Here is a 15,285-nt window from a genome sequence, read left to right on the forward strand (position 1 = left end):
GGGGACTCTCGTCCCCGAGGAGGGCGACATGATCGTACGGATCATGGGGGAGGGGCAGGTGAGGCTGGACGACGTCCACCTCACCGAGTTGGACAAGCTGGACGACGTACTCCTGGCGGAAATGGAGGTCGGCGACGGCCCGGGCTTCCGCCACACCCTCCACGCCCTCCTGGACAAGGTCCGGGAACTGGGCACACCCCTGCCCGACGACTCCCTGGAACCGTCCGAACTGATCCTCCCGGCGCCGGACGCGACGCTGGAGGAGGTCAGGGACATGCTGAGCGACGACGGCCTGATCCCGGGCTGACGACCGTGGGACGGATCCGAAGGGCCGTAGGCCCTGAAGGGGCGCGGGGAACTGCGCGACCGGCCCCCACCGGACCCGAGCCGTGGGGGTCGAAGGGGCGGAACCCCTGGGGATGGGACGGGTAGGGGCGGCGGGGGCGAGAATCCCCCAGCCCTCAACGGGGTACCGCCACCACCAGTTCCGCCCCCGACAACCGCCCCGTACCGTGATCCCCCGTGAGCACCCTCCAGCGAGCCAGGACCTGGCTGACAGCGCACCCCCTCGCGCTGGACGCCGCCCTCGCTCTCGGCGTCCTCGTCGCGATGGTCGCCGGCTCCTTCGTCGACCCCAACGCCGACCACGGCGACAAGTGGGGCGCCCGCACCCCCGACGCCCTCAGCATCGCGCTCATGGTGCCGGCCGCCGCCGTCCTCGTCGCCCGCCGCCGAGCCCCCATGGCCGTACTGGCCGCGACCTGCGCCCTCACCCTCGCCGAACTGGTGACCGGCGACCCGCGCGCCCCCGTGGCGATGTCCGCCGTCATCGCCCTCTACACGGTCGCCTCCGCCACCGACCGCCCCACCACCTGGCGCGTCGGCCTGCTCACGATGACCCTGCTGACGGGCACGGCCATGCTTGTCGGCCCCCTGCCCTGGTACGCCCAGGAGAACATCGGCATCTTCGCGTGGACCGGCATGGCCGCCACCGCCGGGGACGCGGTCCGCAGCCGCCGGGCCTTCGTGCACGCCATCAGGGAACGCGCCGAACGGGCCGAACGCACCCGCGAGGAGGAGGCCCGCCGCCGGGTCGCCGAGGAACGGCTGCGGATCGCCCGCGACCTGCACGACGTCGTCGCCCACCACATCGCCCTGGTCAATGTGCAGGCCGGAGTCGCCGCCCACGTCATGGACAAGCGGCCCGACCAGGCCAAGGAGGCCCTCGCCCACGTTCGTGAGGCGAGCCGCTCCGCACTCAACGAACTGCGCGCGACCGTCGGTCTGCTCCGCCAGTCCGGCGACCCCGAGGCCCCCACCGAACCCGCCCCCGGCCTGGTACGGCTCGGTGAACTCGTCGGCACCTTCCACAGCGCGGGCCTCGCGGTCGAGGTGGTCCGCGCCGACGAGGAGGTGAGCCTCCCGGCCGCCGTCGACCTCGCCGCGTACCGCGTCATCCAAGAAGCCCTCACCAATGTGCACAAGCACGCGGGCGAGGCGGCGAAGGCCGAGGTCAGCGTCGTCCGGGTCGGACCGAACGTGGAGATCACCGTCCTCGACAACGGCACGGGACCCGACGGGAAGGACCCCGGCGAGGACGGCGAGGACGGTGAGAGCGGTGAGGACGGCGCCGGGGGCGATGCGGGCGCCGGCGGCGGCCACGGCCTCCTCGGTATGCGGGAACGCGTCACCGCGCTCGGCGGCTCCCTCACCGCCGGCCCCCGCTACGGCGGCGGCTTCCGCGTCCATGCGATCCTGCCCCTCAAGACCCGAACGACCGCCGCAGAAGAAGCCGTACGCACATGAGCCGCTCCGTCACGCCGACGCCGGCGGGCCGGGCGGCCGTGACCAGCGCCCCGGGGGGCCCCGTATGACCATCCGTGTCCTGCTCGCCGACGACCAGGCCCTGCTGCGCAGCGCCTTCCGGGTGCTCGTCGACTCGGAGCCGGACATGGAGGTCGTGGGGGAGGCGTCGGACGGGGCGGAGGCGGTGCGGCTCGCGAAGGAGGAGCGGGCGGACGTCGTGCTGATGGACATCCGGATGCCCGGCACGGACGGACTGGCCGCCACCCGCATGATCAGCGCCGACCCGACGCTCGCCCAGGTCCGGGTCGTCATCCTCACCACCTTCGAGGTCGATGACTACGTCGTGCAGTCACTGCGCGCCGGCGCCTCCGGCTTCCTCGGCAAGGGCTCCGAGCCGGACGAGCTGCTGAACGCCATCCGGGTGGCCGCCGACGGTGAGGCGCTGCTGTCGCCCACCGCCACCAAGGGCCTGATCGCCCGCTTCCTGGCCCAGCCGGACGACTCGGCCGACGGCGGCGACGGCACCGCCCGCTCCGAGCGGCTCGCCACCCTGACCAGCCGCGAGCGCGAGGTGCTCGTCCAGGTCGCGGGAGGGCTCTCCAACGACGGGATCGCCGAGCGTCTGGAGGTCAGTCCGCTGACCGTGAAGACGCACGTCAACCGGGCCATGGCCAAGCTCGGCGCCCGCGACCGCGCCCAACTGGTGGTCATCGCGTACGAGTCGGGCCTGGTACGCCCAAGGGTGGACTGAGGGCCGCCGGGGACTACTCCACCCGGAGTAGGCGCGGCATAAGGAAATGGCCCTGGGGAGCGAGGGAATAGGGGTCCCCTATGGCTCAGGGTATGAGGTGAGCGCTCACAACCGCTTCACAGGAGCGACACATGGGGGGAACAAAGCCGCATGTGGCATGGGCGTTCGTCCTCCGCTCACGCCACAGAAGAGAGACCCTGACCCATGTCCTGGCTGTCCCGGTTCAGCCTCGCACAACGGGCCCTCGTCGGTCTGATGTCGATCATCGCGCTCGTCTTCGGGGCGATCGCGATACCCCAGCTCAAGCAGCAGCTGCTGCCCACCATCGAACTGCCCATGGTGTCCGTGCTCGCCCCCTACCAGGGCGCGTCCCCGGACGTGGTCGAGAAGCAGGTCGTCGAGCCCGTCGAGGACAGCCTCGAAGCCGTCGACGGCATCACGGGCGTGACCTCCACCGCCAGCGAGGGCAACGCCCTGATCATGGCGTCCTTCGACTACGGCCCCGACAACGACCAGCTCGTCGCCGACGTCCAGCAGGCCGTCAACCGCGTCCGGGCGCAGTTGCCGGACGACGTGGACCCGCAGGTGATCGCGGGCTCGACGGACGACATGCCGACCGTCGTCCTCGCCGTCTCCTCCGACCAGGACCAGCAGGCCCTCGCCGACCAGCTCGACCGGACCGTCGTGCCCACACTGGAGGACATCGACGGCGTCGGCCAGGTCACCGTCGACGGCGTACGGGACCTCCAGGTCACCGTCACCCCCGACGACGCGAAGCTGGCGAAGGCGGGCCTGACCACGATGGCCCTCTCCCAGGCCCTCCAGGCCGGCGGCGTCACCGTCCCCGCGGGCTCCTTCGACGAGGACGGCGCCAACCGCACCGTCCAGGTCGGCGGCGGCTACACCTCGCTGGAGCAGATCGAGAACCTGAGGGTGCGCGGCGAGGGCGCCAAGAAGCCCGTACGCCTCGCCGACGTCGCGGAGGTCAAGGAGGAGCAGGCGAAGGCCGACTCCCTCACCCGCACGAACGGTGAGCCGAGCCTCGCGGTCATGGTCACCATGGACCGCAACGGCAGCGCGGTCGCCATCTCCGAGGCCGTCGAGGACAAGCTGTCCGACATGCGCCGGGACCTTGGCTCCGGCGCCACCGTCACCGTGGTCAGCGACCAGGGCCCGGCGGTCTCCAAGTCCATCGACGGGCTGACCACCGAGGGTGCCCTCGGTCTGCTCTTCGCGGTCCTGGTGATTCTGGTCTTCCTGGCGTCGATCCGCTCGACCCTCGTCACCGCGGTGTCCATCCCGCTGTCGGTGGTCCTGGCGCTGATCGTGCTGTGGACCCGAGACCTCTCCCTCAACATGCTCACCCTCGGCGCGCTGACCATCGCCATCGGCCGGGTCGTCGACGACTCGATCGTGGTCCTGGAGAACATCAAGCGCCACCTCGGTTACGGCGAGGAGCGCGAGGAGGCCATCCTCAAGGCGGTCCGCGAGGTCGCCGGCGCCGTCACCTCCTCCACCCTGACGACGGTCGCCGTCTTCCTCCCGATCGGCCTGACCGGCGGCATGGTCGGCGAGCTGTTCGGCAGCTTCTCGCTGACCGTGACGGCGGCGCTCCTGGCCTCCCTGCTCGTCTCGCTGACCGTCGTCCCGGTCCTGTCGTACTGGTTCCTGCGCGCCCCGAAGGGCACGCCCGAGGATGCCGACGAGGCGCGCCGCAAGGCCGAGGAGAAGGAGGCGAAGAGCCGTCTGCAGCGCTTCTACGTCCCCGTCCTGCGCTTCGCCACCCGACGCCGGCTGACCAGCCTGGCCATCGCGGCCGTCGTCCTGGTCGGCACGTTCGGCATGGCCCCGCTGCTGAAGACGAACTTCTTCGACCCCGGCGACCAGGAAGTCCTCAGCCTCAAGCAGGAGTTGAAGCCCGGCACCAGCCTCGCGGCGACCGACGAGCAGACGAAGAAGGTCGAGAAGCTGCTCGCCGACACCGAGGGCGTCAAGGACTACCAGGTCACCGTCGGCTCCTCCGGGTTCATGGCCGCGTTCGGCGGGGGCACCGACACCAACCAGGCCTCCTACAGCGTCATGCTGGACGACTCGGCCGACGCCGCCGGCGTCCAGACCACGATCGAGAAGGGCCTCGCCGGGCTCTCCGGGATCGGTACGACGACCGTCGCGGTCGGCGACGCCTTCGGCAGCCAGGACCTGAGCGTGGTCGTCAAGGCCGCCGACGCCGACGTCCTGCGCAAGGCCGCCGACCAGGTCCGTGACGCCGTCTCCACGATGGGCAACGTCACCGACGTCACCAGCGACCTCGCCCAGAGCGTGCCGCGTATCTCGGTGAAGGCCACCGACAAGGCGTCCGCGGCCGGCTTCGACGAGCAGACCCTCGGCGCGGCCGTCACCCAGGCCGTACGCGGGACGACCAGCGGCCGGGCCATCCTCGACGACACCGAGCGGGACGTCGTCATCAAGTCGGCGAAGCCCGCCGAGACGCTGAAGGAGCTGCGGGACCTGCGCCTCGGCGCGGTGAAGCTGGGCGACATCGCGGACGTCGAGCTGGTGGACGGCCCGGTCTCCATGACCCGGATCGACGGCCAGCGGGCCGCGACGATCACGGCGAAGCCCAAGGGCGACAACACCGGCGCGGTCAGCGCCGACCTCACCGCCAAGCTGAACGCCCTCAAGCTCCCCGAGGGCGCGACCGCCTCCATCGGCGGTGTCTCCGAGGACCAGGACGAGGCCTTCGCCTCCCTCGGCCTCGCGATGCTCGCGGCCATCGCGATCGTCTTCATGCTGCTGGTGGCGACCTTCCGGTCGCTGGTCCAGCCGCTGATCCTGCTGGTCTCGATCCCGTTCGCGGCCACCGGCGCGATCGGCCTGCTGATCGTCACCGGCACCCCGATGGGCGTTCCCGCGATGATCGGCATGCTGATGCTCATCGGCATCGTGGTCACCAACGCGATCGTGCTGATCGACCTGATCAACCAGTACCGCCGCCAGGGCTACGGCACGGTCGAGGCGGTCATCGAGGGCGGCCGCCACCGCCTCCGCCCGATCCTCATGACGGCACTGGCGACGATCTTCGCGCTGCTGCCCATGGCCCTCGGCATCACCGGTGAGGGCGGCTTCATCGCCCAGCCGCTGGCCGTGGTCGTCATCGGTGGTCTGATCACGTCGACGCTGCTGACGCTCCTGCTGGTCCCGACCCTCTACACGATGATCGAGATCCGCAAGGAGCGCCGGGCTGAGAAGAAGGCCGCGAAACGGGCGGGCACCCCGTCCCAGCCGACGAAGCCGGCGTCGGACTCGGAGGCGGAGAAGCCGGAGCCCGCCGGGGTCTGACACCCCCCGAAGGTCCAGGGCGGCCGGGGCGTGGAACCGCGAGGTTCCGCGCCCCGGCCGCCGCGCGTCGCCCGTAAGGGCGAACCGGCCGCCGCGCGTCGCCCTTACGTATCCTGTGCCTCGAACTGCTTGTCGGGCTGCTTGTCGGGGGAGGGACCAGGGAGTGCCGCTGCGCAGCGACGACCCGAGATCGGTCGGCGGGTACAAGGTGGTCGACCGGCTCGGCAACGGCGGCATGGGCGTCGTCTACCGGGCGAGATCCCGCTCCGGCCGCGAGGTCGCCGTGAAGGTGGTGCACGCCCAGTACGCGCAGGACGCCGTGTTCCGCAGCCGGTTCCGCCAGGAGATCGAGGCCGTCCGCAAGGTCAGCGGCGCCTTCACCGCGGCGGTCGTGGACGCCGACCCGGAGGCGGAGCGCCCCTGGATGGCCACCCAGTACGTGCCCGGCCGCTCGCTCGCCCAGCGGATCCGAGACCGGGGCCCGCTCCGTGTCACCGAGCTGCGCCCGCTGGCCCTGGGGCTCGTGGAGGCGCTGCGGGAGATCCACCGGGCCGGTGTGGTGCACCGGGACCTGAAGCCGGCCAACGTGCTGATGGCGGACGACGGCCCCCGGGTCATCGACTTCGGTATCTCCCGCGCGGCGGAGAACCTCTCCCTGACCGAGACCGGCCAGATGATCGGCACCCCGCCGTTCATGTCCCCGGAACAGCTCACCGACGCCCGTACGGCAGGCCCCGCCTCGGACGTGTTCTCGCTGGGGACGCTGCTGGTGTACGCGCTCACCGGGCGGGGCCCCTTCGACGCGGACAGCCCCTATCTGACGGCCTACCGGGTGGTCCACGACGAACCCGTACTGGACGGGGTGGACCCGCCGCTGCGCGCGGTACTGGAGCCCTGCCTGGCCAAAAAGGCCGCCGACCGCCCCGGACTCGACGAACTGGCGCGGGAGTTGGAGACCGCCCTGCCGGAGCGGGAGCCGGAGCCGGGTGCCCTGCCGGCAGGGCACCGGCGCGTGGATGCCGCGGCCGCCACCACGGAGATCCAGGTGGGGAAAGGGTCTGGCGCGGAGAACCACGTGGGGACCGGGCCGGGTCCGGAGATCGACCCGGGGAACGGACCGGGTGCGGAGATCGATGCGGGGGCAGGGCCGGGCCCGGATCCGGATGCGCCCCCCGCCCGCCGGCGCCGTCTCCGTCCCCTGCTCGCCGCGACCGGCACGGTCGGCGCGCTGGTCCTCGGGCTGACCGCCTATCTGCTGGGGCCGGGCGGAGCGGACACGACCGACACGGCGGACCCCGCGCCGACGGCGACCTCCCGGTGGACGGCACCGCCCACCGGCTGGAAGCCCTGGCAGACGACGCTGTTCGCGACGGCGTCGGCCGGCGCGCGCCAGGCGCTGCCCGCGAAGGACGGCGACCCCGGCGGCGCTCCCTCCTGCCAGGTGCACGGACGCGACGTCTACTGCGGGGGCACGGGAGCCCTCCCGGTCCGCCTCGACGGGCGCACCGGGAGGACGCTCTGGCGCGCGGAAACCGCGCCGTCCACCACCGAGCAGGGGCAGTACCAATCGGCGGTCATCGGCGTCAGGGACAGCGTCGTTCTCGTAAAGCAGACCGTCATCAGCGGCGAACCGGTGGTGGACCCCGCCCATCTCATCGCCCTCGACGCGGAGACCGGTCAGCGGCTGTGGTCCCGTCAGGTGAACACCACCGACATCGACCCGGCCCTCTCGGGCGACCTGGTCCTCGCCCCCGACCCGGACGGCACCGCGCTGACGGCCCGAGCACCGCGCACGGGCGCCGAGCGCTGGTCCCTGGCCATCCCCGCCGGCCACCACTGCTCGTTCACCACCGTGGGAGCGGGCACGTACGCGCACTGCCGGCCGGTGACCCGGGACGCCAAGGCGGCCAACCCGGAGTCCCGGGTCCTGGTCGTGGACCGCGCCGACGGCTCGGCCCGGACCGTGAAGGTGCCGCTGAACAGCGTCCTCCTCGGGGTGAGGCAGGGAAACCTGGTCCTGGTCGTGGGCGGCACCAAGGACACCGACGCGGACGACGGCGACCCGACGTACAACGCGATCCTCTTCCTGGACCTGAAGACCGGGGACCGAGCGATGACGACGCCGGGCGAGCACGGGAAGGGCCGGGCGGCCATGGTGGGTGGTGTGCTGGTGTTCACCCGGCCCGGCGGCCAGGTGACCGCCGTGTCGCCGTACACGGGCGAGCTGCTGTGGCGGACCAGAACCAGTCTGGAACGGCCGGGCGGGCCCGGGTACGACGCGGCGACGGACACCCTCTACCTGGCCAGCACCACCGGCCGGGTCGCGGCCCTCGACAGGCTCAAGGGCACCCTGCTGTGGGAGACGCTGCCCCGTGCGACGCCCCACTGGGCCACCGGGAGCGCGAACTGGGCGCTGCCCCACGAGGGAGCGCTGTTCGTGACCGTCTCCGACGGCACCCTCTTCTCCCTCGACCCCGCTCACCCCGACCGGGAGCCCGTGTCGGGGTGAGCGCGTGGGGCTGTGAAGGCAGGGCTCCGGCGGGGCTGTGAAGGCAGAGCTCCGGCGGGGCTGTGGAGGCAGGGCTACGGCAGCGCCAGCATCCGCTCCAGCGCCAGCTTCGCGAACGCCTCGGTCTCCTTGTCGACCTCGATGCGGTTGACGAGGGTGCCCTCGGCGAGGGACTCCAGGGTCCACACCAGGTGGGGCAGGTCGATGCGGTTCATCGTCGAGCAGAAGCAGACCGTGCGGTCGAGGAACACGATCTCCTTGCCCTCGGGCGCGAAACGGTTCGCCAGCCGCCGCACGAGGTTCAGCTCGGTGCCGATCGCCCACTTGGACCCGGCGGGCGCCGCCTCCAGCGCCTTGATGATGTACTCCGTCGAACCGACGTAGTCCGCCGCCGCCACGACCTCGTGCTTGCACTCGGGGTGGACGAGGACGTTGACGCCCGGGATGCGCTCCCGTACGTCGTTCACGGACTGCAGGCTGAAGCGGCCGTGCACGGAGCAGTGGCCCCGCCACAGGATCATCTTCGCGGCCCGCAACTGCTCGACGGTCAGGCCGCCGCCCGGCTTGTGCGGGTTGTAGACGACGCAGTCGTCCAGCGACATGCCCATGTCCCGCACGGCGGTGTTGCGCCCCAGGTGCTGGTCCGGCAGGAACAGGACCTTCTCGCCCTGCTCGAAGGCCCAGTCCAGGGCTCGCTTCGCGTTCGAGGAGGTGCAGATCGTGCCGCCGTGCTTGCCGGTGAAGGCCTTGATGTCGGCGGAGGAGTTCATGTACGAGACGGGCACCACCTGCTCGGCTATCCCGGCCTCGGTCAGCACGTCCCAGCACTCGGCGACCTGCTCGGCGGTGGCCATGTCTGCCATGGAGCACCCGGCGGCCAGGTCCGGCAGCACGACCTTCTGCTCGTCACCGGTGAGGATGTCCGCCGACTCGGCCATGAAGTGCACACCGCAGAACACGATGTACTCGGCCTCGGGGCGCGCGGCCGCGTCCCTGGCCAGCTTGAAGGAGTCACCCGTGACGTCCGCGAACTGGATGACCTCGTCGCGCTGGTAGTGGTGGCCGAGCACGAAGACCTTGTCCCCGAGCTTCTCCTTGGCCGCGCGGGCGCGCTCCACCAGATCGGGGTCGGACGGGGAGGGGAGATCGCCGGGGCACTCGACGCCGCGCTCGCTCCTCGGGTCGGCCTCGCGGCCGAGCAGCAGCAGGGCGAGGGGCGTCGGCTGCACGTCGAGCTCCTGGGTCTGGGCGGTGGTCACGACACGCACCCTTTCTGTTCTGCGGCTCGCCGCCCGGTGGAGGGTCGGCGGGACATTCGGACTATCCTTTTCGTCGAATTGACGCTATCTATCATAACCGCTTCATGTCACTTTGACGATGTCCATAACGTCGATGTGACATGAATCCCGGTACGGGCACTCGGTGGTTGCCCGGTGGTTGCGCGACGGTTGTCCACAGGCTCGTGCCCCCTGCACGCGCCATGTGCGAGCATGAAGGGAAGACGCGTAGGAAATCCGCGCGGCCCGGAATGAATCCGGGACTCCGGCGGTTGCACTCGTCGGCAAGCAGTCTCCGTACAACCCGGGAGAGATGTAGATGTCCGTATCGGACGAGACCACCACCGTCACCGACGGCATCATCCTGACCGACGCCGCCGCGGCCAAGGTCAAGGCCCTGCTCGACCAGGAAGGCCGTGACGACCTGTCGCTGCGCGTCGCCGTTCAGCCCGGCGGCTGCTCCGGCCTGCGTTACCAGCTCTTCTTCGACGAGCGCTCGCTCGACGGCGACGTGGTGAAGGACTTCGACGGTGTGAAGGTCACCACCGACCGCATGTCCGCCCCGTACCTGGGCGGCGCCACCATCGACTTCGTCGACACCATCGAGAAGCAGGGTTTCACCATCGACAACCCGAACGCGACGGGCTCCTGCGCCTGTGGCGACTCCTTCAGCTGAGTCCCCGGCGCGGCAGCGCCACGCGTACGACGAAGGCGGCGTCCCCCTCCGACGGGGACGCCGCCTTCGTACGCCCGCTGCTGATCACCGCGGCTCCAGCTCAGGAATCCCGCCCTCCGGGATCGCCCTGCCGTCCGATCCGACCACCGTTCGGTCGCCCAGCGGCTCGTCCAGCCGCACCGTCCGCTCCATCGCCTTGGCGATCATGATGCAGGCCCTGTCCTCCCAGGGTGTGTCGGTCACGGTGACCGTCACCTTGCCCCCCGCCTCGCTCACCGAGGCCGAGTACTCGCTGCACACCCCGCCCCAGAAGGTCACGGTCAGCTCGTCGCCGTCGACCGTGTAGCCCTCCACCCGCACCGCGCGGGACGCCGGATCGGTGGACGGCGTGTCACCCGGGCCGCCGGGCTCCTCGGTCGGCTCCGACCGGGGCTCGGGGGAGGCCAGGTACTTCGGGTCGATCGCCGGACGCGTCACCGTGTAGGTGTCCTCGGCCCCCGTCGGCCGCACCTCGAACAGCCAGGACGGGACCAGCGCCGGCCGGCCGTCCACCTGGTGCGAGGCGAGCCCGAACACCGCGTCATCGACGGTGACCGGCTCCGGCTTCGGCGCCGTGGACGTCAGCTCGCACGGCGTCTCCTCGGCCACGACCGTCCCGTTCCCGCCGGCCGTGCCGCTCCCGCCGACCGTCCCGTTCCCGCCGGCCGTGCCGCTGTCTCCCTCCAGGGGGACCGGGCCGGTGCAGCCCCCGATGCCGCCGCGCGCGGTGCCGGCACCCTGACCGGAACCGTTCAGGAGCTCCAGCGCCCGCTCCGCGTCGACCACGGGGTACGTGTCGCTCTTCACCGGTGACTTCACCTGGCCGCTGCCGCCGACCACCTGGCCGTCGGCGCCGATCTGGACGCCGGTCGTCCAGCCGTACGTGGGCAGCCCGCCGACCTCGGGATCGGCGTTCACCACCCGTACGGCCCCCATGAGCTGGGTGGCGTCGAGCTTGGCGTCGTCCTGGCCGACGGCCTTGAGAACCGGGGCCGCCGCCTTCCTCGCCACCGCCTCGCTCACCGGATCGCCGCCCTCGGGGGTGCCGGAGGTGCAGACGTCCACCTTCTGGCAGTTGTCGGTGCCGGGTGCGAATCGGCTGTAGGTCCAGGAGCCCGGCGACTCCTTGCCCACGTGCAGCATCGGTCCCGAGCCGTCCCCGGCGTTCCCCACTCGCCAGGCGTCGCCCTCCGCCTTCGGCCTGCCCTCCACACCGAGCGCCTTCGCGAGCCGCGCCACCTCGGCGGCCGTCACCTGGCCCTCGACGGAGTACACCGGGGCCGAGTCGGGGCCGTCGGGCAGGTCGCCGGCCGCGCGGTACCTCACGCCGTTGGGGTTCGGCTCACCTGGAGCGATCCCGTTCGAGCCGCCGTGCGCGGAGCCGTCGAGGGCGAGCGGCGGGGGAGTGCCGTCGCCGCCGGGTGAACCGGAACCACCGGCATCGCCACCGGACGCGGTGGCGGCGAGGAGCGCACCGCCACCCCCGACCAGCAGCACCGCGGCGGCCACCGAGGCGACGGCCACGGGGGATCGCCGACGACGAGCCCGCTGACCACCACCGACCTCGACGACGTGTCCGTCGTCGTCGGCACCACCGGAGACGACGTCCGCCGTGTCGGCCTCCGCGACCGCACCGGCCTCCGCGCCCGCACCGGCCTCCGCGGCCGCACCGTTACCCGCGACCCCATCGGCCTCGGTGGCGTCGTCGCCGGCAGCCCCGATCTCCTCGGCGGCGTCGGGCTCGGTGCCCTCGTCCGGGTTCTCGGGGTTGTCGGGTCGCTCGGAGTTCACCGCATCGCTCCTTCGGCTGGTCGTACACCGCATCCCCTGTACGGGGGACAGCGATGGGACGCGGCGCAGGAGCCGGCGGTTCCCTCAGTCGCCGTAGTCGGACATCGCGTCGACCAGCCGCGCGGAGGTCGCCGGCACCGTCACCCCGTGAATGAGCGAAGGCGACACCGGAGCCGTAATGACCTTCGCGGGGGCCGCCCAGTGCGGAACCATCCGTGCGCAGTCGCCACGCAGCGCCGCGAGGCCGCCGTCCGGGTCGAACGGGACGGTGCCGTGGATCTTGGGGTTCGTCATAACCGCACCGTACGCACCGCGAACCCCGCGAAGAAAGACCTACTATCGGGTAGTTTCGCCTGCTTCAGTGCGCGCGGACGACCCGATAGCGTGAACTGTCAATCCCCCTCCCTTCGCAGGAGTGTGTCCTCGCCGTGCGTATCGCAGTCTCCGGCTCCATCGCCACCGACCATCTGATGACCTTCCCGGGCCGCTTCGCCGACCAACTCGTCGCGGACCAGCTCCACACGGTCTCCCTCTCCTTCCTCGTCGACCAGCTCGACGTGCGCCGGGGAGGTGTCGGCGCGAACATCGCGTTCGGCATGGGACAGCTCGGCACGCGTCCGATCCTGGTGGGCGCGGCCGGCTCCGACTTCGACGAGTACCGGGCGTGGCTCGACCGGCACGGGGTGGACACCGCCTCCGTGCGGATCTCCGAGACGCTGCACACGGCCCGCTTCGTGTGCACCACGGACGCCGACCACAACCAGATCGGCTCCTTCTACACCGGTGCGATGAGCGAGGCCCGCCTCATCGAGCTGAAGACCGTCGCCGACCGCGTCGGCGGCCTCGACCTCGTTCTCATCGGCGCGGACGACCCCGAGGGGATGCTCCGCCACACCGAGGAGTGCCGTTCCCGGGGCATCCCCTTCGCCGCGGACTTCTCCCAGCAGATCGCCCGCATGGACGGCGAAGAGATCCGGATACTGCTGGACGGCGCCACGTACCTCTTCTCCAACGAGTACGAGAAGGGGCTCATCGAGTCCAAGGTCGGCTGGTCGGACGAGGAGATCCTGGCCAAGGTCGGATACCGCGTGACCACGCTCGGCGCACGGGGCGTCCGTATCGAGTGCGCCGGGCACGACCCGATCGAGGTCGGCTGCCCCGAGGAGGAGCGCAAGGCCGACCCGACGGGTGTGGGCGACGCCTTCCGTGCGGGGTTCCTCTCAGGGCTGGCCTGGGGCGTCTCGCTGGAGCGCGCCGCACAGGTCGGGTGCATGCTCGCGACGCTGGTGATCGAGACGGTGGGCACGCAGGAGTACCAGCTGCGGCGGGGACACTTTATGGAGAGGTTCGCCAAGGCGTACGGGGACGATGCGGCGGACGAGGTTCGCGCGCACCTCCGCTGAGGGGCTCCTCACGGCGATGTGGCCGGACGCGCCCACGCGGCGGAGCCGCATATCGCCACAGCCCCGCGCCCCTTCGGGCCTGCGGCCCCCTTCAGGGCGCGGGGCTTTCTCGTAACGTCTCAACTCGCCCTTCGCACCACATACGCCGAACCGCTCTCCGCCGGCTCCTCGCCCACGTACTCCTGGCCCCGCATCTCGCACCACGCCGGGATGTCCAGACGGGCCGCCTCGTCGTCGGACAGCACCCGGACCGTGCCGCCCACCGGTACGTCCCCGATCACCTTGGCCAGTTCGATGACGGGGACGGGGCAGCGCCTGCCGAGGGCGTCCACGACGAGGGCGTCGTCCTTCTCTTCGGTCACATCCGTGGAGACGGGTGCCCCCATCTTCTCCCGCACCGAGGCCACCGCCCCCGGCAGCACGGAGAGGAACCGCTCGACGTCCTCCTCCACCGTCCCCACCGGCAGTGACACCCGGACGTTCCCCTCGCTCAGTACGCCCATGGCCCGCAGCACATGGCTGGGGGTCAGCGTGCTGCTGGTACAGGAGGAGCCCGAGGAGACGGAGAACCCCTCGCGGTCCAGTTCGTGCAGCAATGTCTCCCCGTCGACATAGAGACAGGAGAAGGTGACGACCCCCGGCAGTCGGCGCTCCGGGTGTCCTACCACCTCCACGTCCGGCACCAGCGACGGCACCCGCGCCCGGAGCCGCTCCGTCAACTCCCGCAGCCGTACGGCCTCCGCGGCCGCCTCTGCCCGTACAGCCCGCAGTGAGGCGGCGGCCGCCACGATCGCGGGGATGTTCTCGAAGCCGGCGGCCCGCCCCGACTCCCGTTCGTCGGCGGGCCCCTGGGCCGCGAACCGCACACCCTTCCGTACGACGAGAAGGCCAACTCCGGACGGACCACCCCATTTATGGGCGCTCCCGGTCAATACTGACCAGCTGCCGTCCACCCGACCCCACCCGAGCGACTGTGCCGCGTCCACCAGCAACGGCACCCCGGCCTCCCGGCACACCTCCGCCACCCGGGCCACCGGCTGCTCCGTCCCCACCTCGTGGTTGGCGGACTGGAGACAGGCGAGCGCGGTGTCGGGGCGCAGGGCCTCGGCGTACGAGGACGCGGAGACCGCACCCGACCGATCCACCACCACCTGGGTGACCGTCCCGCCCTCGGCCTCATGCACCTCCGCCGCGTGCAGTACCGAAGAGTGTTCGACCGCTGACACGATCAGGTGTCGCCCGACCCGCCGCCGTCCGGCCGTCACCCCCGCGATCGCGGCGTGCACGGCCCGCGTCCCCGACGAGGTGAAGACCAGTTCGTCCGCCCGGCACCCCACGGCCTCGGCGGCGGCCTCCCGAGCCGCGTCCAACAGCATCCGGGCCCGCCGTCCTTCCCGGTACAGGCGGGCGGGGTCGGCCCACCCCTCGTCCAGGGACGCCAGCAACGCCTGCCGGGCGACGGGATGAAGAGGAGCGGAGGAAGCGGAGTCGAAGTAGGCCACAGGTCAACGCTAAAGCCTCGGGGTGAGCGAAACGGGGCGCGGGGAACCGCGCGAACCGACACAACCGGCCCGCACCCGCCAAACCACCCGAACTCCCGAGCTATTAGGCGCCCGGCGCGACCCACGGAGTGTTGGGCCCCCCTCCCCGCGCGACCCCAAATCGCGTCCAGTAGGGTTTGGTCCGCATAAACA

Annotated in this window: 11 protein-coding genes; 7 read left to right on the top strand and 4 right to left on the bottom strand. The window is 71.5% G+C overall.

The window, feature by feature from the left end; translation table 11 throughout:
• Positions 1-28 precede the first annotated feature (28 nt).
• The 5 genes from ACFY9I_RS28735 to ACFY9I_RS28755 all read left to right on the top strand — a co-directional run bounded on the left by ACFY9I_RS28735 (position 29) and on the right by ACFY9I_RS28755 (position 8,405).
• Positions 29-307 (top strand): hypothetical protein, encoded by a 279-nt coding sequence (locus ACFY9I_RS28735; RefSeq protein ID WP_391006806.1) that lies wholly within the window; start codon positions 29-31, stop codon positions 305-307.
• 215 nt (positions 308-522) lie between these two features.
• A complete protein-coding gene (locus ACFY9I_RS28740) occupies positions 523-1,806 on the top strand; it encodes a histidine kinase (protein ID WP_391006808.1) in 1,284 nt (427 codons plus the stop codon).
• A 64-nt stretch (positions 1,807-1,870) separates the two neighbouring features.
• Positions 1,871-2,557: a response regulator gene (locus ACFY9I_RS28745; protein ID WP_391006810.1), complete on the top strand. Its 687-nt coding sequence runs from the start codon at positions 1,871-1,873 to the stop codon at positions 2,555-2,557.
• Positions 2,558-2,761: 204 nt separating this feature from the next.
• Positions 2,762-5,896, top strand: coding sequence for an efflux RND transporter permease subunit (locus tag ACFY9I_RS28750; protein WP_391006812.1), 3,135 nt, complete (start codon positions 2,762-2,764; stop codon positions 5,894-5,896).
• 163 nt (positions 5,897-6,059) lie between these two features.
• Complete coding sequence (locus tag ACFY9I_RS28755; RefSeq protein ID WP_391006814.1) at positions 6,060-8,405, top strand: protein kinase; 2,346 nt, start codon at positions 6,060-6,062, stop codon at positions 8,403-8,405.
• A gap of 74 nt (positions 8,406-8,479) precedes the next feature.
• Here ACFY9I_RS28755 and nadA read toward each other — a convergent pair whose 3' ends face one another.
• Complete coding sequence (nadA, locus tag ACFY9I_RS28760; protein ID WP_391006815.1) at positions 8,480-9,664, bottom strand: quinolinate synthase NadA; 1,185 nt, start codon at positions 9,662-9,664, stop codon at positions 8,480-8,482.
• A 337-nt stretch (positions 9,665-10,001) separates the two neighbouring features.
• Here nadA and ACFY9I_RS28765 point away from each other — a divergent pair, with 337 nt between their 5' ends.
• Positions 10,002-10,358, top strand: coding sequence for an iron-sulfur cluster assembly accessory protein (locus ACFY9I_RS28765; protein ID WP_055512670.1), 357 nt, complete (start codon positions 10,002-10,004; stop codon positions 10,356-10,358).
• Between the two features lie 84 nt (positions 10,359-10,442).
• Here ACFY9I_RS28765 and ACFY9I_RS28770 read toward each other — a convergent pair whose 3' ends face one another.
• Positions 10,443-12,188 (bottom strand): hypothetical protein, encoded by a 1,746-nt coding sequence (locus ACFY9I_RS28770; protein WP_391006817.1) that lies wholly within the window; start codon positions 12,186-12,188, stop codon positions 10,443-10,445.
• A gap of 84 nt (positions 12,189-12,272) precedes the next feature.
• Positions 12,273-12,482, bottom strand: a complete 210-nt coding sequence (locus ACFY9I_RS28775) for a hypothetical protein (RefSeq protein ID WP_257563734.1) — start codon at positions 12,480-12,482, stop codon at positions 12,273-12,275.
• A gap of 134 nt (positions 12,483-12,616) precedes the next feature.
• Between ACFY9I_RS28775 and ACFY9I_RS28780 the strand changes: the two genes are divergently transcribed.
• The gene (locus ACFY9I_RS28780) at positions 12,617-13,591 is read left to right on the top strand and encodes a PfkB family carbohydrate kinase (protein ID WP_391006819.1); all 975 of its coding nucleotides are present in this window, start codon (positions 12,617-12,619) and stop codon (positions 13,589-13,591) included.
• A gap of 119 nt (positions 13,592-13,710) precedes the next feature.
• Here ACFY9I_RS28780 and ACFY9I_RS28785 read toward each other — a convergent pair whose 3' ends face one another.
• Positions 13,711-15,093, bottom strand: a complete 1,383-nt coding sequence (locus tag ACFY9I_RS28785) for an aminotransferase class V-fold PLP-dependent enzyme (RefSeq protein ID WP_391006821.1) — start codon at positions 15,091-15,093, stop codon at positions 13,711-13,713.
• Between the last annotated feature and the right edge of the window lie 192 nt (positions 15,094-15,285).

The sequence above is a fragment of the Streptomyces sp. NPDC012510 genome, from assembly GCF_042955065.1.
In the GTDB taxonomy this organism is placed as follows: Bacteria; Actinomycetota; Actinomycetes; order Streptomycetales; family Streptomycetaceae; genus Streptomyces.